This window comes from Aliivibrio salmonicida LFI1238, from assembly GCF_000196495.1.
GTDB classification, from domain to species: domain Bacteria; phylum Pseudomonadota; class Gammaproteobacteria; order Enterobacterales; family Vibrionaceae; genus Aliivibrio; species Aliivibrio salmonicida.
Map to the genome: position 1 here is coordinate 841,938 of NC_011313.1, position 25,336 is coordinate 867,273.

Below are 25,336 nucleotides of genomic sequence, written 5' to 3' on the forward strand. Positions count from 1 at the left end.
ACATGACTGATAAAATAAAACCACTTCCTGATACCATTGACGAGCTGAAAGCACTTGTGCTTCAGCTTGAAAATAAATATAACCGTCTTCTAGAGCAATTTCGGCTGGCTCAACATCAGCGCTTTGGTAAAAGCAGTGAATCTGACTCGACTCAATTTGATTTATTCAATGAAACAGAAGAAGAAATCATCATTGAAAATGATGACACACAAACGATTACCTACACTCGTCAAAAGCCAAAACGCCAACGCTTACCTGAAGACTTACCGCGTACTGTTATTATCCACGACATAAAAGATAAAACTTGTAAGTGTTGCGGTCTAGAGATGCATGCGATGGGTAAAGACATCAGTGAAAAGTTGGAATTTGTACCAGCTAAAGTGGAAGTTATTCAACATGTTCGTCCTAAATATGCTTGCCGAAATTGTGAAAAAAACAATACTTCAGTAGACATTAAACAAGCCCCAATGCCAGCGTCACCAATCCCTAAAGGGATTGCGACCGCAAGTTTACTTGCTCAAATTATTACGGCTAAATTTCAATACAGTCTTCCACTTTATCGTCAAGAAACGTTATTTCAGCAATGGGGTATCATTATTGGACGGCGAACGATGGCGGATTGGTTAATAAAATGCTCGGTACTATTTACCCCTCTTAATAACGAGTTACATCGTATTTTGCTTGAACAACCCACTCTGCATTGTGATGAAACAACGGTAAATGTGTTGGATGTTGAAAAAGCAAAATGTTATATGTGGGTCTACTGCTCTGGCTATGATTCTCCAGGCTCTGGTGTTTTGCCTGGAATTGTACTTTATGATTATCAATCTAGCAGGCATGGCTACCATCCAGTTAACTTTTTAAAAGGTTATAACGGGTATTTACATACCGATGGTTACCAAGGTTATGAACAAACTGAAGCGATTTTAGTTGGCTGTTGGGCACACGCACGTCGACGATTTATTGAGGCTCAACGTGTTCAAGTAAAAGGGAAAACAGGGAGTGCAGATTGGGTATTGAGTAAAATCCAAAAGCTATACCGGATCGAATCGTTATTAAAAGAGGCTTCCCCTGAAGCCAAGTATGTTGCTAGGCAGACAGAAGCCCGCGATTTACTTAAAGAGCTCCGTGATTGGCTTGATAGCGCAGTTAGTCGAGTATCACCTAAAACAAAATTAGGTGAGGCGATTAGCTATACATTAAATCAATAGGATAAATTAGTTCGTTATATTGATGATGGATTGTTATCTATTGATAACAATCGAGCAGAGCGAGCGGTTAAACCGTTTGTTATCGGCCGGAAAAACTGGTTATTTTCGGGTTCAACGGCTGGTGCAGATTCAAGTGCAATGCTTTACAGCATTGTAGAAACAGCAAAGGCAAACGGATTAATCCCTTACGATTATATTAGGTATTGTCTAGATCGTTTATGTGTTGGATCGCCAGATATCGATTCACTTTTACCTTGGAATGTAAAAGACAAGGTGTAGTTCCCCGCACGCTTACGTTTTATCTGTCATTTCCTGCGTTTCATTAATAATCTCAATTGATTTAGAAACAGACTCAACCACATCATTAGACGTATTTTGTAAACGATCAATGACTTCTTGAATCGTTAATGTCGATTGCTGTGTTTTTGCAGCCAACATTCTTACTTCATCCGCAACAACTGCAAAACCTCTACCACTCTCTCCTGCCCTAGCCGCTTCTATTGCAGCATTAAGTGCCAGTAGATTGGTTTGATCCGAAATAGAATCAATAACAGTGATTACTTCACTTATCTGCTCTGATTGGACTTTCAATGATTCAACTTCTTTTGCAGTCAGCCCCATTTGATGTACTAATTCTTGACTTAACTGACTACTAATAGATGCAGTTTCAGCTCCAGATCGGCTTAAATTAAGTACTTCTTTTGCTCTTTCATCCGCATTCATTGCAACATGATCAACTTGAGTTGCTGCTGCTGATAACTCCGTAATTGCCGCCGCAATAAGATCAATCTGGCATTTTTCTTCTAAGATGTTTTTTTCATTAACGCTCATTAATACATTTAAGTTTGATGATGATGAAGATACTTCAGAAGCAACGCCTCTCAATACTTCAACGATTTTATGCAAATGATTCACTGTCTTATCAGTATTCTGGCATAGGTCTGCAATCTCATTACTTCCAGTTAAAGAATTAAGGTTATTTAATTCGCCTTGAGAGAGTGACTCAATCTGGTTTTTTAAGACTCTGATTGGATTTACAATTGTTTTTATCGTTATCCAAGTGATTAACATCGTCAATAACGTAAAGCAAATCATCGACATCATTATCAGTTTTTTACTCGAGAAGATAAGCTCAATACTGTCTTTTGATAAATTTCGACTGATTGTATTAATTCGAGATACTTGTGTTTTTATTACTAAATTAATATCGTTTTCAAGGTTATACAGTTCGTTTGTATTGTTATCTAAGTTTGCTCTTAAATTTGAAAAAAGAGTATATATTGAATATAGATGGCCAATTCTTTTCTTAATGATCGTTTTAGATTCACTTTCATTGAGCTTTGAGATATTTACATTAAACTTTTTAAATTCTTCACGAATAATATCATCATCCCCTTCAGTACTGTTAAAGTTGTAGAGGGAGCTTAACTTCATTTGAAGCACTTCTGATGAAGAATATAAAGCCTCTTCTATTTCTAACCATTCATGCTGATGTGTAACAATATTTGAACCTTTTCCTTGTTTACTTAACAGCTCAATAGAATCACTTAAATAGGGTAATTTAGACCAAGACATTTGCATTTCATCTGAAATTTTTTGGTTGTCTTTAATAATAAAAGCAATGCGTTTTAATAAATCAGTGATATAACTTAAATCAGTGATTAATTGCTGTGTTGTATGCTTTTCATTCTTAATTTTCTCGTGCTCTGTTGCTATATCAGTAAAATCTTGATTAATATTCTGCATTTTATTAAAAATGGATTGATCAATATTTTTCAATGCTTCTGGGTTAGATAACGAACGATTTACTTCACTAAATATTTCAAGGATCTTCATCTCACCACTAGATAAGTAAGTCATTTCCTTTAAACGTACATTCAATACCTCAGAATTATTTACCGATTGGTTCATTGCAGACGAAATAATCATCATTGATGCAATCATGACAATAACGGCAAATAGCGGTGGAAAGAGGATCTGAAATCTTAGGGGGATATTTAATAAAAAACGATTAATACTGCTCATAAACTACTTTGTAAACCTGCTCATTGGAAATGGCGTTGAAGTATATGAACCCGTATTATTAATTTCAAATGACAAAAAACGTGATAATAAAAATTAATCTCTATATTTCATAACTTTAAATCACGATATTCTTGGATATTTTAGATCTTTTTATAAAAAAAGGATGCTAATTCCTTACATTGGAAATAACATCCTTAATTTCAAATTATATGAGAACGTTTAATTAGAAACCAGAATAGCCCGGCTACTTAATCCAGCCTCTAAGGCAAGTAATAGCATCTGATTTGGCTCTTCATTTAATTGCTCTCCAGTCCAAAAATCACGCCAAATAGACGGTTGATCAGCAACTAAAGTCACTTCCATCGCTTCTTCTTCATAATTAAATAAACAATGTAACTCATGTTGATTATTTAATCGTAACGTCCCATGACAATTTGATAGCGATTTAAACTGAGCCGATTCTTGAGTTAATCTCTGGCGTGACAGTAAGTTCTTCCATGTCTTTTTAGCAAAGTTATTTAACTCTGGTAATGGATCACCAGATAAGCTTAAACCACCAGAAGCAAGAATCACATTTCGATGAAAGTCATAATATTTACGCTCTGCACCTTGATTAGGCAATGACGTTAATGTGATGCAATCAGGATCAATTTGCCATAATTTACGGTGTTGCCAACTGCGATAAAATGTCTCTTTTGCGATTTGTTCAAATCGCTCAGCATGACGCTCTACATCATCAGAAACTCGCATGGCATCGACTAACCCTAACGATGGCCACATTGGCGCGTTACACCCTAAAATTAAGGCATCACCTGCTCCATTTATAATAGCCTGCATACCTAGTCGGTAAGCCTCAACACCAGTAATACCCGATTGTACTCGCTCGCCACGCAGACTGCCCCAGTAGTTCGCATCCAGCTTAAATAACTCAACGCCCCACTCTTCTTTCATTGTGCGGACAACTTCGGTTAGGTGGCATTGAACCGCTAATTTTGAAGTATCAAGAATGTACCACGGTGTGCAACGCCAACCACCGTAAGTAATGTCTTCTGCTTTTAATAAGTCACCATTCGCATGACGAACAAACCAATCAGGATTATTTTTAAAAACATCAGATTCAGCTTGAGCAATGAAGGGAGCCATCCAAATAGCAGGCTTTTTTCCCTTCTCTTTGATGGATTGTAATAACGATTGGATACCATTAGGAAACTTATCTGATGGCGTTAACCAATCCCCCATGAATGCTTGATAACCATCATCTAATAGCACCCACTCTAATTCTGTTTGCTCATTACACATGATTTCAACATTATCGAGAATATTCTCTTCTGTAACTTCTGCATAATAGGCATACCAAGAACACCAACCTACTGGTGCGTCTTTTTTTACCCCTGCACGAATAGGGTGTTGCTGTTGAACTTTATCGGCATACAATTCATAGACTTCAGCCAAACTGTCCGCTTTTAATACTGTCAATGCTTCCATTTGATTGCTTGCCCAATCTTGTGGGCGAGTATCTTCACCATCAAGGAAGGCCATAACACTCATCTCACCTTGATAATTATGGATTTCAAAATAACCAGCAAAACGAAAACAAGACGTATAACCAAACAAGGTAAATCCATCCGATTGTTCAATAACCAGATAATTATAAAAACGCTTCTTTGCTTTTTCAGGATATAAACGATAGCTCGCACTGTTATCAGGGCAACGTCCAATGTCTTGAGGGTCACTGACAGTGCCGCCAGTTTGAGCAAGCATTTGAAAACCATCACCAAGAATTTTGGCATCATGCTCAAGCTGAGTTGCAAATTGAAGAACCAAGAAATGGTCATTTATTGGGAGGTTATGAATGCCGGCAAAGCGCATTGTAATTTGGTCATCGTGTAATTCATACACGATATCATTTTGAACAGGAATGGCTTCTTGAGTACTTGAGAAGATCATAGAATTCATACATAAACCCTTTAAATTTCTGACCGTTTCATTAAATTTAGTATTAAAACAGTTCATTTATATCTGCGTTACATCTTAATGTAATGCGAATTATTATACTACTGTATCACGCTTGAAATACGGGCAGTTTAGAGCCTGTTTTGAAGGAAGGATTGAATATACACTCAACAATTTTGCATTCGTCATTACAAGGTAAAATCTTTTCATATTCTATTTATAATAAAGGCCAGAATAATTAAATACTGGCCTTTATCGTTATATTGTTTTATGAGAATTATAATTTAAAGAACGTTAACTGCTCTCTTTGGTTTTCAGATAATTCAGATAAATGTTGGCTAGCTTGAGTTGACTCTTTAATGCCTTCAACATTTTGATTAATACTTTCAGTAATCACATTGACGTTTTCACTGATGGATTCAATCGCTCTATTTTGCTCATTGGCGGCGGTTGCCATCTCAGAGTTTGTTTGCGATATCATCTCGATAGAATCAGAAATATTTAATAACTGATTATTCGTATCAATACTCATCTGGGCAGTTTGGTGAATCATCTCTATTGACTGATTTACGGAATCAACCACGTTTAATGACTTTTGTTGTAAGTCATTAATAATGTTTTGGATGTTTTGTGTTGATTGTTGAGTTTTAGCGGCAAGCACTCGAACCTCATCAGCAACAACCGCAAAGCCTCTTCCGCTTTCACCCGCACGAGCAGCCTCAATGGCGGCATTCAGTGCCAGTAAATTCGTTTGCTCTGAGATTGAATCAATAACCGTAATCACTTCACTAATACGATCAGTTTGATCTTTAAGAATCATCACTTCGCTTGATGTGCCGTCCATTTGGTTCGCAAGGTCTTGGCTTAACTTTACCCCTTCTGACGCTGATTTAGCCCCATCACGGCTCATGATAAGTACTTCTCTTGCTTTCATGTCCGCTTGATTCGCAGATTCATCCACTTGGTTTGCCGACGCCGCAAGTTCAGTAATAGCCGTAGCGATTAAATCGACTTGTGATTTTTGATCTGAGGCATTCGCTTCACTTTGTACCATGATAGCGGCAAGTTCTGTCGATGACGAAGAGACTTCTTCCCCAACATTACGTAAGCTACTGATCATTTCTTGAAGACGAATAACTGTGCTATCCGTATTCTTACATAATTCACCAATCTCATTATTATTTGATTGATGATTTAATGAATCTAATCGACCATTAGAAATGTCTGACATTTGCTCTTGAAGAATCAAGATTGGTTTTGTAACGATATGAGCAATAATCATCCCAATAATTAACGATACAACCACTGTAATTAGCATTGCAACAAATAATAAATTCTGACTTTCAGAAATTAACTTCATATTCGTTGATGATATTTTTTGGTTCATTAAAGACAAACGTTCTCTTTCGTCACTTAATTCTCGATACATTACGCCACCAAGATCAACCAAACTCTTTTTGCTTTGCTCAATGTTGTTGGTCGCATTCCACAGCACCAAATTCATGTCTGATTGAGATTTAAATACAGAAGACATGATATTTTTTGCTTCTGTGTTTTTTAAAGGCTCAATCAATTTAAATAGTGTTGAAAATTGGTCATTTACAATATCAATTCTTGCCATTTTACTGATTGAAGTAAATAAGTCTTCATTAAAGAGTGACGTCATATGTATTTCAATACTGCCTGCGCTATTGTAAAGCTCAAGAAGTACTTTGGTCCAATATGCTTGCTCTTCTTCACTGAGTGTGGCCGCCAACATCAATTCATTCGCTTGTTGAATTGGCGTTGTTAAGTAAATAGAGTTCCCCCACTCTTTCACTTTAGTGTCATTATAAAAAATAATACTATTTGCTAATTCTTTATAACCTTCAAGCTGAGACAGTATGTCACCGACTTCTCTCTGAAGTTGTTCTGGTGTCTTAACGGTTGCGCCGAGATCTTGCAATATTCTTTGTTGCTCTACCATGCTTGTAAAGTTTAAGCGCAATTCAGAAACCACATTATCAAAATCAATGGTTTTTAATAATTCAAGATCAGTAAAAGTTGCAGCAACACTCAACCTTAAAAAAAGTAAACGTGATTCTGCGACTGAGATATTGCTTAGTTGGGTACTTCTATATTCGGAAACTTGTACGTTATGGTTTGTTGATTCTAATTTAGCGTTAACTAAAAAAATGGCTACCATCATGACAATGATAGTCACTAATACTGGAACTAAAATTTGATATTTTGTTTTTAGATTACTTAGTAACTTTTGCAGCATTATGGTTCTATCCTACACATTCCACCAGTGTGGAATTTTCGGCGAGAGCATAATACATATATTGCCTTTCTCATAGAGAAATTAACGGTGTTTTATAAAAAATAAAATTCAATTACGCTATATTATCAATCAGGCTAAGAATCATAATTTTAAACTGTAAATCAATATGTTATATGAATGGCATATATAAAAAAAGCACCTATATTTAGGTGCTTTTTAATTAGTTAACTTTTATTGTCTTATTCAACAATAATTGGACCACCGAACGAGGTTACTGGTGGAACTTTACCTGTAAACTTCTCGTAATCTACCAAACATGTGTTCGCAGATGTCGCCTGAGCAAGCTCAGATGATGCGATATCTTGCGTTAAGGTGTTTGGATCGCCGTAAGTACAGATAGCGCCAACTTTTTCATTTAGAGGGCCGTACCATGCACCTTCTTCAATACGAATAACGCCGCTAGGATAGCTATCAGTAAGAACAGCACCAGCAAGAAGCTGACCACGGTCATTAAATACACGAACTAAATCACCATCTTTGATGCCTTTTGCTTTAGCATCTTGTGGGTTTAGGTATACAGGCTCACGACCTTGTACTGTGTAAGTGGCGCGGAATTCTTCAGAATCACACATTTGTGAGTGCAAACGCTTATCAGGGTGACAAGACTGCATCCAGAATGGGTGTTTCTTAGAGCCAGGACCACCGTGTGAGCGTTCAGATTTCTCGAACCACATTGGGTGACCTTGACATTCTTCGTAGCCAAAACGAGCAATCTTACGACTTGTGATTTCAATGAAACCAGAAGGTGTGCCTAATGCATTCACTTCAGGATCTTTACGGAAATCAGCGTGGCGAACCCATGGTTTACCTTCACCAAAGTCAAGAACACCTTTTTCCCAGAATACATCAAACTCAGGCATATCAAATTTGCCTTCATTCGCAGTACGGCACTCAGCGTAAAGTGAACGAACCCACTCCATCTCATCCATATCACGAGTGTATTCTTTATGGCGACCAAAACGGCGTGTTAGTTCAGTCATGATCTCAAAATCAGATCGTGATTGGAATAATGGATCAACCAATTTATGCATTGCAACAAGACCACGAGCAGAGTATGAACCGTATTGGTCAATATCGTTACGTTCCCATTGCGTACATGCAGGAAGCACTATGTCAGAGAAACGACACGTTGCTGTCCATGTGAAATCAATCGTTACAACCGTTTGAAGTTTTTGGAATGCTTTCTTCATACGGTTACGATCTTGGTGGTGATGCCAAGGGTTGTTACCAGAAATAACCATCATTTTGAAATCAGGTAATATCACTTTATTACCGTTATAACGGATTTCTTTACCTGGTTCTAATAGACAGTCAATCCAACGAGCTACTGGGATCGTATTGCTGTAACCATTAAAGTCATTGTTATCCCACTTAGGCTTGTTACCTTGATCCACGTTACGTGGGAAACCACCAGGGCCAGCAAAACCAGTAGAAGGAACACCAACACTTGAATAGTGGTGACTGTAAGACACACCGCCACCTGCAAGACCGATTTGACCTGTCATTGCAGATAGAACCGTACCCATCCAGTATGGTTGCTCACCGTGTTGTTGACGTTGGATACACCATCCAAATAAGATTTGTGTACGACCTGTCGCCATCATTTTCGCAAATTCACGAATACGCTCTGGAGACAAACCACAGATATCAGATGCCCATTCAGGTGTTTTAACGACTTTATCTTTCGTTTCACCAAGCACGTATTGCATGAACTCATCAAAACCTAAGCAGTAAGTATCGATGAATTGCTTATCATATAAATTCTCAGTGTATAGCGTATAAGCAACAGCAAGCATGAACGCCACATCTGATTGTGGATTAATGTACATGTGCTCATTGTCTAAGAAACGCTGAGTTTTGTTTTTAACTGGGTCAACAGAGATCACATTGATCTTACCATCAGCTACTTTTTCTTTTAGCTGATCAAGGTAAGCAAATGCTTCGTGCGTTTCACAGTTCCAACCTACTTGTAGGTTTTTAACTGGATCGGTCGCCCAAAGAATAATGTTATCACTGTGCTCTAGGATTTCAGACCAAGAAGTACCCTGTGCGTATACTTCTGTTGAACCTAGAACATACGGCATGATTGTTTGGCCAGCACCCGTCGAGTAGTCACCTACTTTCTTGATGAAGTTACCATGCATACCAACAGCACGTTGCATTTGAGCAGTACAGTTATGGAAAGAACCTGTTTGGTTCCAACCAGTTTGACCTGCATGCAACGCCCATGGACCGTAATCTTTTTGAACACGCTCAAGCTCACGGTAGAATAAATCTAGCGCTTCATCCCAAGTCACACGGATGAAACGGTTATTACCACGAGTTTCAGCCGAGTATTTGTGTTTCTTCAGCCAATCAACACGAACCATTGGGTAACGTACACGGCTTGGGCTGTAGATAATACCTTTGATGCCATTCAACATATCTGTTGGATGTTTATCCATCTCTAGTGCTTTAATTTCTTGTACTTTACCCGCATAGATGTGTGCACGGAATGCACCCCAATGCGAGCCAGATGTACGCCATGTGCCAGTCGTTTCAGCCGCGCTTACTTTTGAAGACATTAGTAGGCTAGGACCTACTAAAGATACTGCACTTGTTGTTGCAACACCTTTTAGAAAACTTCTTCTGCTAATAGACATAATGCTATCTACTCCGTTAATTCTTAGTGTTTTTCGTCAGAAAAATCTGAAGAGTGTTTTTGAAGGTATTTCAATACAAGTGACTTACTGTCTGTATCGAAGTTAACGAATGCCATCATACCGTCAAACATACCAGGCCATGTGTTTGAATCAAAGTGACCTTCAGCTGGTTGAGTGTGACATACAGAACAGTTTGTTTTGTATGACTCTTCCGCTTTTTGCCAAACCGTAGTGTAATCAGATAAGAAATCTTCTTTCTTCATCCATACATCAACAGTAACACGCTGCCAAGGTAGACCCGTTAGGTCATCAACTTTAGTTTCAAATTTCTCAACGATTTTGTCGTTTTGAGCTGCGCCTTTAAGCAAAGCACCAACCGCGATGTTCATACCAAAATCTTCTTGGATAACACGACCGAAGCCTTTAACTTTACGCCAACCATCAATCGCAACTTTCATTGCATCGCCTTTCTCTTCAAGTACAGTTACTTGAGAGGCAGGGTTTAATAGACCCGCTTCAATCGTTAGTTTTTCATCTTCATACATTGGAAGGTGACGAACAGAAACGTAAGTTTGACCATCTTCATATTTAGTATTACTTGCTAGCTGGCTAAGTTCACTTACCATGCCACCAGAACTGTCCATATTTGCAGGAAGGTTATGTGCAATACCTTTATGACAATCGACACAACTTTGGTCACGCTCTTTCGCGCCTTGCATTTGGATACGTGCCGTTGGTTTCATTTTAGAGAAATCCATACCGTCATAATCATGACAGTTACGACATTCAAGAGATTTGTTTGCGCTAAAACGGTCCCATTCATGCTGGGCTAAAACGATACGACGCTCTTCAAATTTCTCAGGGGTATCAATTGTACCAACTAAATGAGCGAATACTTCTTTACTTGCTTTCATCTTACGAGCAATTTTAGAAGTCCAATCGTGTGGAACGTGACAATCAGGACAGGTAGCACGAACACCAGAACGGTTCTTATCGTGAATAGTTCCTTTGTATTCAGGTAAGATGTTATCAGCGTGACAGCTCACACAAAATTCTTCTGTGTTGGTTGCTTCTAACGCAACGTTAAAACCACCCCAGAAAATAACACCCGCAACAAAACCACCAAGGGTAAGAACACCCAAGCCGATATGTACACTTGGTCGAGCGAAAACCGACCAAGCTTTTTTAAGTAATGACATCATAATTGCTTCTCTTTTTATATAATTCTAATTCGTTGTAGCGGCCGCATTCTTAAAAATTGAGAATTAACCGCCGTGACCTGGCATACCAAAAAACAGCGCCTGTGCTATCCACACAGAGAAACCGTACGCACCAACCACACCCACACTTAGAATTGGGAAAAGAACAACTGTGATGAAGAGAAAAGCTTTCCATTCAGAAGAACGTTCAGCTCCATCGTTTTGCTTTACTGCATTGCTCATAATTTTTATTCCTAGTTATTTTTCTACTTTATAAATATAGAAAATGTTAACAAGTTGTCGAACTTATTTGCTGTAGATTTTAATCCCTCACAAATTAGTGCTTCAATTAATTTTTTACGATAACTCCTTTTAAACACAACTTTTTTGCGCTCATCCAGAGATGTATTAAATTGAAAAGTTATATGAATTAATGTTAATAGTTGTGACAAATTAATTTTATGTAATAATTGTTAAACTTGTTAAATACTACTAAGGAGTAGGTCAAATAATCAACGTCGATAATTGACCCATATCAATAAACTTCAACTATTTATAGAGTAGCACGTAAATATCACGCTATAGGCTTCTTTGCTAAACAATGTTGGCATAAACAAGCAGAATTCTCAGAAACGATGCCTACATCTCGTGTTTCTAGATCAAAACACCAACACGTTTCCTTTCCCATTTTGATGTCACATTGAGCCGGTTTTTGGCATTCAGGACACTCATGAGAAGACGATTTACCCGACAATCGATCCATCACTTTATCTCGGTTTTCATCGGTCATTGATTTCCATTCAATAATTTCAGTGATGGTGCGTTTGCAGCCAATACAGATACCGCCTTCATTTTTACAGGCTGCTATACAAGGTGTTTTCATTACTTTATCTCTCTTTACATCAACTAGGAGGGTGCTTATTTAACACGGTATCTTTTAATCCCATACGACTCATGGGATAATAATAAGAATTATACAAATTAATCATTAGGAACAATTATGGCGCTAAGCTTACAAGAGCAAATGCTAAAAGCTGGGTTAGTGAACCAAAACAAAGTAGCAAAAGCAAAGAAAGCTTCAAAAAAATCTCGTGTTCAAAATCGTGAAGCAAAAGCGGCGGTTGAATTAAACAAAGCTGCTCAAGCTGAAAAAGACAAAGAATTGAGCGCACAACACAAAGCAGAGAAAGACCAGAAAGAATTACTTGCTCAAATCAAACAACTTATCTCAGCAAATAAACTGGATCGCACACACGGTGATATCGGTTATAACTTTACTGATGGCGTACTCGTCAAAAAAATGTACGTTGATAAAACAATGCAAACTCAATTGGTTGCTGGTCGCTTAGCTATTGTTCATTTTAATGAAGATTACGAAGTCGTTCCCGCTGGCGTTGCCGATAAGATTACTCTGCGCGATAAATCTGTTGTTGTACTTAACAACGTAATAGCGGAAGATGCGCAAGATGAAGACGACCCATACGCTGAGTTCGTTATTCCTGATGATTTAATGTGGTAATACAATGAGCCGTAAAAATAAGATTAAAGAAACGCTATTAAAAAAACACCGTAGAACTCAAACAAAAAATAGCCGTGCGCACAATAAGCCAAAATACATCTGTAAAGCAGATCGTGAAAAAATGGCTCTTGAAGCAGAACAAGCAACGGTAGAAACAGAAAACACAGAACAAGTAACACCGTCAGAAGAGTAATTTCCTCCTGATACAAAAAAGCCTCATCGTTTATGATAAACGATGAGGCTTTTTTAATAACTAACCTGAATTCTGGATAAGGCTGAACTAATTGCCCACCTAACGATCAGATCTTTCGACCAAGAATTATTTGAACGTATTTTAAAAGGTGGGCAAGATGAATAAATTAGTTGATATATTTTGTGATGTCGATGATTTTTGTTATCAATTCTTATCTCAATGGGAAAAATACCTTGTTGAGGCTAGTGAGAGAAAAAGAAAACGTCAGTCAGTAATGTCTACTAGTGAATGTATGACTATTGTCATCGCTTTTCATCAATCAAATCATAGAGATTTCAAGAACTTCTATATCGGGTTAGTTCATCAATATTGGAAAGGATACTTTCCAAATTTACTTAGCTACACTCGATTTGTGAGCAAAATGCCTAGCCTAATCGCCCCAATGTGTGCCTATTTTCAATCTATCAAAGGTAAGCCGACTGGCATTGCTTTTGTTGACTCCACGAGTCTTAAAGTATGCCATAACATTCGAATTCCTCGCCATAAAGTCTTTGATGGTGTTGCGAAAAGAGGAAAAGGTACCATGGGATGGTTTTTCGGCTTCAAACTTCATTTATTGATTAACCATCTTGGAGAAATTATTTCGCTGAAAATCACAGCTGGCAATGTAAATGATAGGACTCCTGTACCTGATTTATGCAAAGAACTCTCGGGGAAATTGTACGCTGATAAAGGGTACATAGGTAAAAAGTTGAGTGAGAGCTTAAAGAACTCTGATGTCGATTTAGTGACTACCTCGCGAAAAAACATGAAAGCAAAAGAGATAAGTGCTTTTGATAAGGCTATGTTATCAAAGAGATACATTATCGAAACGATAAATGACCAATTGAAGAATATCTCTCAAATTGAACATAGCCGTCATCGTAGCGTGACTGGTTTCATGCTAAATGTAATTTCAGGCGTTGTGGCTTATTGTTTAAAAAAACAAAAGCCACGAATTAAGCTATCAGAATGTGAATTTGAACTAATCCTCGCTTAAAGCATGTTTTATCCAGAATTCAGGTTAACTAAATTAAGCGCTTTCTAAAATAGTTTGTAATGCTACCAGTGAACCCACAGTATAGGTTGGCTCTACGCCTTCAGGACACGTTTTACCGGCTTCATTTAACCAACATGTGTCAATACCTGCATTCATGCCACCAAGCACGTCTGAATCAGGGTTATCTCCAACCATAAGTATCGCGGATAAATCCACCTCCCCCATCATCGAAAAAGTATGTTCAAAAATGCGTTTATCTGGTTTTGCGATTCCGACTTGCTCTGAAATAATGATCAACTCAAAATAATGGCTAAATTCCGTTTTCTCTAAGCGGATCTTCTGTAATTCCGTAAATCCATTCGTAATAATACCCATTTTCACATTGCTCGCTAACAATGAATCAAGCAACTCTCTAGCACCATCTAATGGCGTACAGATCTCGGCCATTGCCATCATAAACGCGCTATTCATTGCTTTTGGCGTAACACCTACTTTTTTAGCCCACTCTTCAAATCGTGTTTCTTGAAGTTGCAAAGCCGTAATTTCATTGTCTTGATATTGTACCCACAGCGGTTTATTTACCAATTGATATTCAATAAATTGTTCTTTCCCAAACTCAACGCCATAACCTGAAAACATGCGTTGTAAACCTGCAAAGGCATCAAAATAAAACAAGGTTTCATCGGCATCAAATAATATCCATTGGTATTTCATATTCATATCCTTAATGTAGCTTATACTTTAAAAGCAGTTACTTAGAGCATAAGTCTGACTGAGTCACACTCACACCTTTAATTTGTGCAAACCATTTCTGTCCAATTTCTAACGCTAAATCATCACAGGCCCAAGCGGTAATATTCGCCCATAAAACATGCCCCACCAAATCAAGTTTGACGGCAACACTGTCATTTTCTCGGTCTTTTTCAATCGCGACAACGGTAACCGGTAGAATATTACGAATAGAACTGCTGCAGGGTTCAGTTTTGATTAAAGAAACGTCATTTGCTCGAATCCGTAATCGAATATGCTGATCTAGTACAACAGAAGCGTCTGTTTTTTTAACCCAAATCCCTTGTCGATCTGACAGCTGCACAAAACTCATCAAATACGTTTCATGGTGATGATCAACAATACCTTCTAACAATGTTGATTGCTCGGACATACTAACCCAAGGGCGCATCTCTTGTGAGCTCCACACTGAGGTAATGTCTCCTGATAAACTGACCTTTCCATCATTTAACAGCACCATGTGATCCGCTAAACGAAGTATTTCATCAAGACTGTGTGTGACATAAATAATAGGGATCTTGATCTCTTTCGCCAAGCGTTCTAAATATGGCATCACTTCACGTTTTCTTGGGAGATCCAATGACGCTAACGGTTCATCCATGACTAATAAATCTGGCTCAGATAAAATGGCTCGACCAATGGCAACGCGTTGCTTTTCTCCCCCCGACAAGGAATGGGGGTGACGATCTAACAAAGGCTCAATATCAAGCAAGCTCACCACATCATCAAAACGAGCCGTTCTCTTACCATTACATCCATAGAGTAAATTCCCCTCAACTTTGTAATGTGGGAATAAACGTGCATCTTGAAACACATACCCAATATGTCGACGTTCTGGCGGTACCGAAATCTTCTTATCTGAATCAAATAGTAAAGAACTATTAAGAGAAATTCGCCCTGAATCTGGGGACGTTAATCCACTGATTAAATTCGCAAGTGATGATTTTCCGGCACCCGACCGACCAAATATCGCACTTATTCCAGAAGATGGCAGCGACAATTGAACGTTTAAATCCAAATCACCCAATTGCTTTTGAATATCAATGACTAACATATTAACCCATCAACCTTTTTTTACTGGCTCGTGCTAACCATTCAGACAGCAATAATGAAATTAACGCAACAACAATAGAGATCACGCACAATCGCGCTGCTTCCATTTCTGCCCCGGGGATCTCTATGTAACTGAACATTGCTAATGGAAGCGTTCTTGTCTCCCCTTCGATATTTGAAACAAAACTGATGGTCGCACCAAATTCACCTAAACTGCGCGCAAAGGCTAGCACGGCACCAGTTAAAATCCCCGGCAACATTAAGGGTAAAGTGATGGTGGTAAATACTTTGCAGCGTGATGCCCCCAAAGTACGGGCTGCCTGTTCTAACTTTTGATCAACCGACTCTAACGCTAATCGAATCGCTCGTACCATCAATGGCAACGCAACAATAGCAGAGGCCAATGCAGCCCCTTTCCAATTAAAACTAAAACTTAATCCAAACAGTTCATATAACCATTTGCCTATAATGCCTTGTCGCCCCATTGAGATCAGTAACAAATACCCAATCACCACTGGTGGCAACACTAACGGTAAATGAATTAATCCATCTAATATGGCTTTGCCTTTAAACTCACATCGAGCTAGCAACCAAGCCAGTAATATTCCAATAGGCAAAGAAAAGCTGACCGCAATGCCCGCGATCTTTAAACTCAGTAATAAAGCCTCTACTTCATAATCCGTTAATATCATTAAATTGTTGTAAACCCATAAGCTGTAAAGGTCATTTTGGCTTTTTCAGAAAGTAAGTATTGATAAAAATTCATTACTTGATCTGATTTTTTATCTTTTACTATCGCCATCGGGTACACGATAGGATCATGAGAATCAGCAGGGAACTCTTCGACAATCGTTACGCCTTTTGATAATAATGCATCTGTCTTATACACAATGCCTAACGGCGCTTCATCACGCTCCACAAATAAAAGAGCCGAACGCACATTATTACCTGATGCTATGCGTTTATTTACCTCAGCCCAACGATGTTGATTCTCTAAACTTTGCTTACCATAAATACCTGCGGGTACATGCCTTGGATCTGCCATTGAAAGGCGCAGATCTTTTTGATCAATAAACCACTGCCAAGCGTTTTCTTTTGGTGTGCTTTTCGATGCAATTAATACTAGGCTATTTTTTAACAGATCAACCTTTGTTTCAGCTTCAATTTGATCCTGTTCGATCAAATAGTCCATCCACTTCGTATTGGCTGATAAGTAAATATCCGCGGGTGCACCGTTCGCTATTTGTCGTGCTAACGAAGACGACCCTGCGTAACTCACTCTGACTTTTTCACCAGTTACCTTCTGATAAGAAGACGCGATATCATCCATTACATTGGTTAATGATGATGCTGCATATACTGTCACATTGGCAGATACTGACAACGAACTCATCAATAATGCAAAAAATACAAAAATTCGAGACATAATAATTCCTTCTTAATACGCTGCTTTCTTTTCAAACAAACTTGGCCAGAGTTGTGATAAATCCAAACTTTCTTCAATAGAAGCCGCAATACGCTCAATCGCCTCTTCTTGAATTTCTTTCATATCAATGGCTTTACTTTCTTTCAAGCCAGCCCAAGACATAATAGCTTCAAAGGCTTCTGGTTCATCAAAGATACCGTGTAAATAAGTCCCAAATATAGACCCTTCATGATTTAAAGCTCCGTCATACCTTACAATGCTTTCACTATTAATGATCACAGGAAGATGAGCTCCGGCAGTATGTATACTGACGCCAGCATGGATTTCATACCCTTTCACTTTTGCTGATGATTGATTTGGAAGATGCAACTCCCCTTCAACTAAGGTTAGCTGCTTTTGTTTTTTAAGCTCGGTTGATATTGCCAAATGCCCTAATCCATCAATTAATGAGGGTTCGCCTTCGATTCCTAGCGGATCAGAAAGCTGCTCTCCTAGCATTTGATAACCACCACAAATTCCCATTACTTTGCCACCAAAACGAAGGTGTCTTTCAATATCTTTATCCCACCCTTGAGATCTAAGGTAATTCAAATCGGCCTGAACCGACTTACTACCAGGAAGAATAATAAAGTCAGCGCCAGACAGCGATTGTCCTTTACCTACAAATTGAAGATCGATATCTGGATGCAAACGCAATGAATCAAAATCGGTGTGATTGCTGATACGAGTAACCACTGGCACCTTAACCACAAATTGGCCTTTCTCTTGTTGCTCACTCTTAATGGCGTCTTCCGCCTCTAAGTTTAATCCGTGTAAATAAGGGATAACACCGAGTACAGGTTTGCCTGTTTTTTCTTCTAGCCATTCAAGGCCGGGAACAAGCAAAGAAATATCACCACGAAAGCGATTAATTACAAACCCTTTGACTCGTGCTTGTTCAGATTCAGACAATAACGCCAATGTGCCATAAAGATGGGCGAACACACCACCACGGTCAATGTCAGCAACGATGATCACAGGAACATCAGCGGCTTCTGCAAACCCCATATTTGCAATGTCATTTTCACGCAGGTTTATTTCCGCAGGACTTCCCGCCCCTTCAACCACAACACATTGATAATGGTCATTCAGGTAAGCGAAAGACTCTAGAACATAAGGCATGGCAAGTTTTTTGTAATCTTGAAACCCCCACGCATCCATCGTTTCAATGGCTTTTCCTTGAACAATGACTTGAGCGCCAATGTCGGTGTTCGGCTTCAATAAGATAGGATTCATATGAACATGTGGTTTTACTCTAGCAGCATCCGCTTGCAGTGCTTGAGCTCGGCCAATTTCACCACCATCTTCCGTTACAGCACTGTTAAGTGCCATATTCTGAGGTTTAAAAGGGGCAACTTGAATCCCTTTATTAGAGAGTACTCGGCATAACCCTGCCACTAAGACTGTTTTACCAGCATCAGAAGTCGTTCCTTGAACCATTAACGGAGCAAAAGTGTTCATAATTCCATCTAATTTCGTATATATCAGGTTGATGATATTAGCATTTTTAACAACACAGAGGCTAGGTTCTACTGAAGTTTCACCTGATATGAATAAAGATAAAATAGATGAATAGAATATGAATGCCTTCCTCACTATAGATTCAGGCAACCTTTGCTTTAATAGCTCTATCGAAACAACAACGCATAAGACTCTGCATTTCAGAGTCATCACATTATCGTATTAAGGGTTTATTATGAAAAAGACAATCATTGCAATTACAGCCGCTCTAATCTTATCTCCAACCATCGCTCTGGCTAACAATGGCGACCATAACAATAAACACGCTCAATTAAACTACACTGGCCCAGTAACAACAACGACGGTTGCTGAGTTATTAAAAGACACGAGCATGTTCGCAGAGCAAGACGCAACCATTGATGGACGTATCGTTCGCCATATTCGTAAAGACAAATACGTATTCTCAGATGGTACGACTGAAATTCAAATCGAAATTGATGACGACATTTCATTACCAACGGCGATTAATGAAACGACTAAAGTCCGCATTTTTGGTGAATATGAAGGTGGAAGTACCCCTGAGATTGAAGTAGATCGCCTACAAACCCTATAAATCAAATAACAAATCGATAACTTGGCCTGCATTTTGCAGGCTTTTCTATAAGTGAATTTTATGGAAACTAGGCTACCAAGTTATGACACCGATAAAAACAATCAATAAAATATGGCTTTTAACTGCAGCACTTTCTTCTTCAACTGCGCTAGCAAATAATTTTCCTTACAGCTTTTTTGAAGCTCGTATAGGAACAAGTCCAGGTACTTTCGGTGCTCAAATAAATCAGCAATTTACTGAAAACGCTCATCTTGTCGGAAAAATAGACACCGAATTTGAAGGCGATTGGGACATCAGTGGTGGTATTGGTTTCAACGGTCCAATAAACCAATTCGCAGACATCTATGGTCAACTATTACTTCATAATGTAAAAGACAAATCGAGTGATAAATTTGGTGATGAAATGCTAACCGAAGTAAATATTGGTTTTCGTATGTGGTTAGTACAGCAAATTGAAGTCGGCGCTCAATACGGTCAACTTTTTAATAGTGACATAACAAAAGATGTAGGTAGCGTGCACTTCCGTTTTCATTCAACAGATCAACTTTCTGTCGGTACTGAAGCTAAATTTGGTGGGATCTACGGCAGTCAAATAATGATGACGGCACGATTTACGTTCTAAATAACACGATATTAACTTACGATTTTATTCCCTAAAGAGCCAGTTGTATTTATGCCACTGGCTTTTTACTTATTCACAACACCAATAAATAAAAACAAAGTAATAACTAAACTCTTCATAAAAACTTCATTAAAATCAAAAGTTAAACACTCTTACTAAATAACCGATTAACTAATAGTCTCAAATGTAATACCGCCTAAAAACAACAAACCTACCTCTTGTTATTAACAGTAATGAAACATGGCGTGTACCTATATTGTTATTTGGAATTCCGCTATGAATCAATTTCGTCCCCTTATTTTTGCTTTGTTGTTATTACCAAGCGTAGTTCAATCTATTGAGCTAGCGCCGATTAGTCATTCGGATATTAGTCTCTGTTGAAGTTGGTTTTTACCAAGTCAGTGATGGTAAGCCGATTGGCATTATTTCGGAATTTCTTTCGCACTTTGAACAAGCATTAAAAAAACAAAATCGTCACATGCGCATACGCATTATCCCAGTCGCTCAAGATGATCTGATCCGCTCTCTTGAATCCGGTATTGGAGACATTGCTGTTGGGCACTTAGCGGTGACCAAAAATCGCCTAAAGCATATTGATTTCAGTACTCCCACCATTAAAGACAGTGCCGAATGGCTTATCACTTCAAAAGAAGAAGCGCCTATTGAAACCATTTATGATCTTTCAGGAAGAGAGATCTGGGTAAAAGGCAGTTCCAGTTATTTTGAAACCCTACAAAATCTAAATAACCAATTAGCCAGAGAGCATTATTCTCCAATGGATGTTCATTTTTTAGAAGAGTCTCTTGGAGAGAATGAAATACTCGAAATGGTAGAAAATAAATTGCTTCCTGCCACCGTTATTGAAAATTATCGAGCACTGTTATGGAAAAAGATCATTCCTAACATTCAATACCATGATGAATTTCCCCTAAAAGAAGACATCAATATTGCATGGGCAATGCGAAAAGACAGCCCACAGCTGTCAAAAGTAGTGAATCAATACATTACAAAAATCAAAAAAGGCTCATTCTTAGGGAATCTTATTTATAAAAAATACCTTAATGATAATGATGACCGATGGTTAGCAAAAATCTTACGATCTGACAGTATCGATAGACTAAACCAGTTTTCAGGATTATTTAAACAATATTCAGACATGTACAATCTCGACTGGTTATTAACTTCGGCGCTTGCCTACCAAGAATCAAGATTAAACAACAATGTCATCTCTCATAAAGGTGCGGTTGGTATTATGCAAGTGTTGCCAACAACGGCACAAGATCGCAATGTTCGCATTAATGATATCAATCTATTAGAAAATAACATTCACGCAGGGATAAAATACCTTAGCTTTGTGCATAAACGCTATTTTGATAAGCCTGAAATTTCCCCTGATAATCAACTCTATTTTTCTCTTGCGGCTTATAATGCAGGACCTGCAAACATAAGGCGCATTAGAAACATGGCTAGAATAAATGGATATAATCCAAATATTTGGTTCAATAACGTTGAATTAATGGCAATAAAATACATCAGTAAAGAGCCCGTGCACTATGTGTCAAACATCAGCCGTTATTACGTCATTTATAAGCAAATAACACAATTAGAAGAACATAAAAAACAGCGTAATGTGTCGACCTCTTCTTTCTTTTAATCTCCTTATCAGCATTAATATCCAGAGAATGTGAGTGTGATACCCGTATAAAAATCTTGAATTATCTTCATTTTCACTTTAACTTGTTAGTATGTTGTTAAAAAATGGCGTCGTAACATGGATAGTTTACGTAGATTTATATGGGTATTATTATTTATACCCCAACTGGCTTTTTCTATTGAGTTATCCCCCATGACTCAAACTCCTTATGTTGGGGATTTAAAAGTATTAGAAAAAAAAGGCACCATTAGGGTACTTGTCTCTGCCGATCTTGGATTTTATTACATAGAAAAGGGACAACCTAAAGGCATTATTGCTGAATTCCTCCATCACTTTGAACTCCATTTACGAAAAAATAATATCAACGTGAATGTCCAAGTGATCCCTATTCCTAGAGACGATTTATTCAATGCGTTAGAAAGTGGGTTTGGCGATCTTGCCGTTGCCAATTTAACGATCACACCTCAACGTTTAAAATCGGTTGATTTCAGTGATCCTGTTATTAGCAACAGTAAAGAATGGTTAGTCGGTTCAAAAAGTGCGCCTGCCATTACCTCTTTTGAAGATCTCTCAGGCAAAGAAGTATGGGTTAGACCAAGCTCTAGCTACTTTGAAAGTTTACAAAGAATCAATAAGCAACTTTCAGCACAAGATATTCCACCTATCAGTGTTCAATTCCTAGAAGAAAACCTACAAGATTACGAACTGATGGAGATGCTTAACCAAGATATATTACCTATCACGGTGATTGACAGCCATAAATCACAATTATGGACTAAGGTAATGAAAAACATCACTATCTATGAAGATCTTCCAATCAGAACAAATGCAAATATTGGCTGGGCAATGCGCCAAAATAGCCCCCAATTAAAATCTGCTGTAAACAAATACGTAAGAACCATTCGTCAAGGTTCCTTCTTAGGTAACGTCATTTACAAGAAATACCTTGATAATACCAAGTGGCTAAAAAAAGCCCTTAACCCTGAAACCGTAACGCAATTTAAAAGTTTGGCGGTCTTGTTTGAACAATACGCCGACAAGTATGAATTTGATTGGTTAATGATCTCAGCTCAAGCGTATCAAGAATCCAAGTTCAATAACCGCCTCGTTTCTCATATGGGTGCCGTTGGTATTATGCAAGTACTGCCACAAACCGCAAAAGAACCGTATATCAATATCAAAAAATTTAGACAACTAGAACATAATATTCACGCAGGTGTGAAATACATGAGTTTTGTACATAAACGCTATTTTTTGAAACCGGAGATCACTGAAGAAAATCAAATGTACTTTTCATTAGCGGCTTACAATGCAGGACCTGCGAATGTAAGAAAAATGCGAAGAATGGCGGTTAAACACGGGTATAACCCTAATGTTTGGTTTAATAATGTAGAAATCATGGCTCAGAAATACGTTAGCAAAGAGCCTGTTCATTATGTTGCCAATATCAGCCGTTATTACGTTATCTACAAACAAATATATAAGCTACAAGCCCATAGAGAGCAGCAGAATGCATCTAATTATAAGTTGTTCTAATCCACGATCATAATTACTAATTTAACCTCTATATTTAAAACATGAAAAAACGCCCAAATACTAGATTTGGGCGTTTTTATTCATTACTTCGATGTAAGATAGATAAGCGATTTACTTAGCTAATTTTACTTTTGGCTGAATGAACTTTTTACTTACGTCAACAACAGCCACATCACGGAAGAAAGTTCGACCTAATAATACAGGGAACGTCATGTGCGTACGGTCATTAAGAGTAAACTCTGTCTTGGTTTCTAAATCGCCAATTTGTACCCATGCTTCAATCACTGGACGATCAGTTCGTTTCTCTGTACTTGATTGACGAATAGTTACGATACGAGCCACTGGTGATTCAAACTCTTTTGTCTCACCAGCACCATGAGCAAGTTTAAATTTAACCCAATCTTTTCCATCACGCTCAAACATTTCAATATCAACCGCTGAAATTGAAGACGTTGTAGCGCCTGTGTCAATGCGAGCTTTCGCGTTATGGTTAATCCCTTTGATGTACATCCACTCTTCTTCACCTAAAATCAGTTTGCCATCTGCTGTTTTCAGATTTGTCGCAACGGGTGGCTTAGGATCGATCTGTGGTTTTTGTTCAGGCCTAACTGCTGGCTTTGTTTCTGGTTTTACTGCTGGCTTAGTCTCTGGTGTTACTGGTTGCTCAACAACCGGCTTATCAGTCGTACCTGTTTCTGGTGTTGTCGTTGCTGTTGTCGACATACAACCAGCAAGTAAAATAGGTAAAAGTAACGTTGACCATTTTTTTGTTATCTTCATGCGTTTTCCTTTACTGTATTATCTGTAATGATTCATTCTATTAGTATAGTAACTATCTCAAAAATTTCTGTTACTTATTTGCAACAGAGGCAACGGATTTTGCAACATAATCAATATGCTGCTCTTGCATTCCTGCAATATTAATACGACCGTCCCCTACCGCATAAATTCCATGGTCAGATTTTAACTGTGCCATTTGATCGCCATTGAAGCCAATCACAGAAAACATGCCTTTATGTTGTTCAATAAAATCAAACTGAGTCGATTGCGTTTCATCACGCAGCGCCGCACACAGATTCGAACGTAAACCAAGTAAACGTTTTTGCATCTCATCTAACTCAGTACGCCATGATAATGTTAATGCCGCATCGTTTAAGATTCGCCCCACAATGGCCGCACCGTGATCAGGTGGCATGGTGTAAGTCGCTCGTGCCATTTGCAATAATTTCGCTTTGGCGTTCATCGCAATCTCAATATTGGCTGCAATAACCATTGCTGCACCAGTGCGTTCACGGTACAAACCAAAGTTTTTAGAACATGACGTCGCAATAAACATTTGAGGCACACGCTCCGCCATAAAGCGTAACCCTGCTGCATCAGATTCTAAGCCATCACCAAAACCTTGGTAGGCAATATCAACAAAAGGAATAAAGCCGTTTTTCAACGCCAATTCAGTAATTGCTATCCAATCAGACAGACGTATATCAGCCCCTGTTGGGTTATGACAACAACCGTGCAGCAAGATGATGTCTTTAGGTCCAGCCTTGGCTAAATCAGCCATCATCGCTTCACTATCAACATGTTTCGTTACAGGATTAAAATAAGAGTAATGCTTAACCTTTAAGCCTGCCGCTTCCATTACCGGTTGATGATTAATGTAACTTGGATTACTTATCCAAACTGTCGCGCCTGGTTCTGTTGATTTAATTAAATCGGCAATCATGCGCAATGCGCCACTGGCACCAGGCGTTTGAATGGCAGAAACACGCTCATAAGCAGACGTATCACGTAATAACAGATCAACCATGCTTTGGTTAAAGACTTCACAACCAGCAAGGCCAACGTACGCTTTTGTGGTTTGCTCAGCAGCGATAGCTTTCGCTGAATCACTCACCGCTTTCATGATTGGAGTATGACCTTGGTCGTTACGATAAACACCAATGCCGAGATCGACTTTGTTGTCGCGATCATCAGCACGGTATTCAATAGAGAGAGAAAGAATGGGATCTTTAGCAGGAGTCGCTATATTTTGCAGCATA

General features: G+C 38.4%; 21 protein-coding genes and 1 pseudogene. 8 read left to right on the plus strand and 14 right to left on the minus strand.

All coding sequences use genetic code 11. From position 1 onward, the window contains the following. Positions 1–2: 2 nt before the first annotated feature. A pseudogene (locus VSAL_RS20010) lies at positions 3–1,490 on the plus strand (IS66-like element ISVsa2 family transposase). A 12-nt stretch (positions 1,491–1,502) separates the two neighbouring features. Here VSAL_RS20010 and VSAL_RS20015 read toward each other — a convergent pair. From VSAL_RS20015 to VSAL_RS20045, 7 genes are all read right to left on the minus strand, one after another. Continuing rightward, the gene (locus tag VSAL_RS20015; protein ID WP_044583662.1) at positions 1,503–3,236 is read right to left on the minus strand and encodes a methyl-accepting chemotaxis protein; all 1,734 of its coding nucleotides are present in this window, start codon (positions 3,234–3,236) and stop codon (positions 1,503–1,505) included. 219 nt (positions 3,237–3,455) lie between these two features. Further along, the gene (locus tag VSAL_RS20020) at positions 3,456–5,192 is read right to left on the minus strand and encodes a glycoside hydrolase family 36 protein (RefSeq protein WP_044583588.1); all 1,737 of its coding nucleotides are present in this window, start codon (positions 5,190–5,192) and stop codon (positions 3,456–3,458) included. Between the two features lie 274 nt (positions 5,193–5,466). Continuing rightward, positions 5,467–7,452, minus strand: coding sequence for a methyl-accepting chemotaxis protein (locus VSAL_RS20025; RefSeq protein ID WP_012552060.1), 1,986 nt, complete (start codon positions 7,450–7,452; stop codon positions 5,467–5,469). A gap of 239 nt (positions 7,453–7,691) precedes the next feature. Beyond that, positions 7,692–10,154 carry a trimethylamine-N-oxide reductase TorA gene (torA, locus tag VSAL_RS20030; protein WP_012552061.1) on the minus strand — a complete coding sequence of 821 codons (2,463 nt, stop codon included), beginning with the start codon at positions 10,152–10,154 and terminating at the stop codon, positions 7,692–7,694. Positions 10,155–10,177: 23 nt separating this feature from the next. Further along, a complete protein-coding gene (gene torC, locus VSAL_RS20035; RefSeq protein WP_012552062.1) occupies positions 10,178–11,356 on the minus strand; it encodes a pentaheme c-type cytochrome TorC in 1,179 nt (392 codons plus the stop codon). 63 nt (positions 11,357–11,419) lie between these two features. After that, complete coding sequence (gene torE / locus VSAL_RS20040; RefSeq protein WP_012552063.1) at positions 11,420–11,596, minus strand: trimethylamine N-oxide reductase system protein TorE; 177 nt, start codon at positions 11,594–11,596, stop codon at positions 11,420–11,422. Between the two features lie 331 nt (positions 11,597–11,927). After that, the gene (locus VSAL_RS20045; protein ID WP_012552064.1) at positions 11,928–12,236 is read right to left on the minus strand and encodes a cysteine-rich CWC family protein; all 309 of its coding nucleotides are present in this window, start codon (positions 12,234–12,236) and stop codon (positions 11,928–11,930) included. Between the two features lie 117 nt (positions 12,237–12,353). On the opposite strand from VSAL_RS20045, the gene VSAL_RS20050 reads away from it, so the two are divergent. The 3 genes from VSAL_RS20050 (at position 12,354) to VSAL_RS20060 (ending at position 14,104) form a co-directional block, all read left to right on the plus strand. Next, entirely contained in the window at positions 12,354–12,872 is a 519-nt protein-coding gene (locus tag VSAL_RS20050) for a DUF2058 domain-containing protein (protein WP_012552065.1), read from the plus strand. A gap of 4 nt (positions 12,873–12,876) precedes the next feature. Next, a complete protein-coding gene (locus VSAL_RS20055; protein WP_012552066.1) occupies positions 12,877–13,065 on the plus strand; it encodes a DUF2986 domain-containing protein in 189 nt (62 codons plus the stop codon). Positions 13,066–13,222: 157 nt separating this feature from the next. Further along, positions 13,223–14,104 carry an IS982-like element ISVsa6 family transposase gene (locus VSAL_RS20060; protein ID WP_012548944.1) on the plus strand — a complete coding sequence of 294 codons (882 nt, stop codon included), beginning with the start codon at positions 13,223–13,225 and terminating at the stop codon, positions 14,102–14,104. 33 nt (positions 14,105–14,137) lie between these two features. On the opposite strand, the gene yjjG is transcribed toward VSAL_RS20060, so the two are convergent. The 5 genes from yjjG to VSAL_RS20085 are packed head-to-tail and all read right to left on the minus strand — an operon-like array spanning position 14,138 to position 18,872. Continuing rightward, positions 14,138–14,818: a pyrimidine 5'-nucleotidase gene (yjjG, locus tag VSAL_RS20065; protein ID WP_044583589.1), complete on the minus strand. Its 681-nt coding sequence runs from the start codon at positions 14,816–14,818 to the stop codon at positions 14,138–14,140. 37 nt (positions 14,819–14,855) lie between these two features. After that, entirely contained in the window at positions 14,856–15,947 is a 1,092-nt protein-coding gene (gene modC, locus VSAL_RS20070) for a molybdenum ABC transporter ATP-binding protein ModC (RefSeq protein ID WP_012552068.1), read from the minus strand. A gap of 1 nt (position 15,948) precedes the next feature. Beyond that, positions 15,949–16,638 carry a molybdate ABC transporter permease subunit gene (gene modB / locus VSAL_RS20075; protein WP_012552069.1) on the minus strand — a complete coding sequence of 230 codons (690 nt, stop codon included), beginning with the start codon at positions 16,636–16,638 and terminating at the stop codon, positions 15,949–15,951. After that, on the minus strand, positions 16,638–17,372 hold the full coding sequence (modA, locus tag VSAL_RS20080; protein ID WP_012552070.1) for a molybdate ABC transporter substrate-binding protein: 735 nt from the start codon (positions 17,370–17,372) through the stop codon (positions 16,638–16,640). The genes modB and modA overlap by 1 nt, the downstream gene beginning before the upstream one ends. Before the next feature lie 12 nt (positions 17,373–17,384). Continuing rightward, positions 17,385–18,872: a cobyric acid synthase gene (locus VSAL_RS20085; protein WP_012552071.1), complete on the minus strand. Its 1,488-nt coding sequence runs from the start codon at positions 18,870–18,872 to the stop codon at positions 17,385–17,387. A 235-nt stretch (positions 18,873–19,107) separates the two neighbouring features. Here VSAL_RS20085 and VSAL_RS20090 point away from each other — a divergent pair, with 235 nt between their 5' ends. From VSAL_RS20090 to VSAL_RS20105, 4 genes are all read left to right on the plus strand, one after another. Beyond that, a complete protein-coding gene (locus VSAL_RS20090; RefSeq protein WP_012552072.1) occupies positions 19,108–19,485 on the plus strand; it encodes a YgiW/YdeI family stress tolerance OB fold protein in 378 nt (125 codons plus the stop codon). Positions 19,486–19,567: 82 nt separating this feature from the next. Further along, positions 19,568–20,107 carry a hypothetical protein gene (locus VSAL_RS20095; protein WP_012552073.1) on the plus strand — a complete coding sequence of 180 codons (540 nt, stop codon included), beginning with the start codon at positions 19,568–19,570 and terminating at the stop codon, positions 20,105–20,107. A gap of 424 nt (positions 20,108–20,531) precedes the next feature. Further along, entirely contained in the window at positions 20,532–21,761 is a 1,230-nt protein-coding gene (locus VSAL_RS20100; protein ID WP_331386586.1) for an MltF family protein, read from the plus strand. A 117-nt stretch (positions 21,762–21,878) separates the two neighbouring features. After that, complete coding sequence (locus tag VSAL_RS20105) at positions 21,879–23,297, plus strand: MltF family protein (protein WP_012552075.1); 1,419 nt, start codon at positions 21,879–21,881, stop codon at positions 23,295–23,297. A 111-nt stretch (positions 23,298–23,408) separates the two neighbouring features. Here VSAL_RS20105 and VSAL_RS20110 read toward each other — a convergent pair whose 3' ends face one another. Further along, entirely contained in the window at positions 23,409–24,077 is a 669-nt protein-coding gene (locus VSAL_RS20110) for an ATP-dependent zinc protease family protein (RefSeq protein WP_012552076.1), read from the minus strand. Positions 24,078–24,147: 70 nt separating this feature from the next. Next, positions 24,148–25,335 carry an amino acid aminotransferase gene (locus tag VSAL_RS20115; protein WP_012552077.1) on the minus strand — a complete coding sequence of 396 codons (1,188 nt, stop codon included), beginning with the start codon at positions 25,333–25,335 and terminating at the stop codon, positions 24,148–24,150. Position 25,336 lies beyond the last annotated feature (1 nt).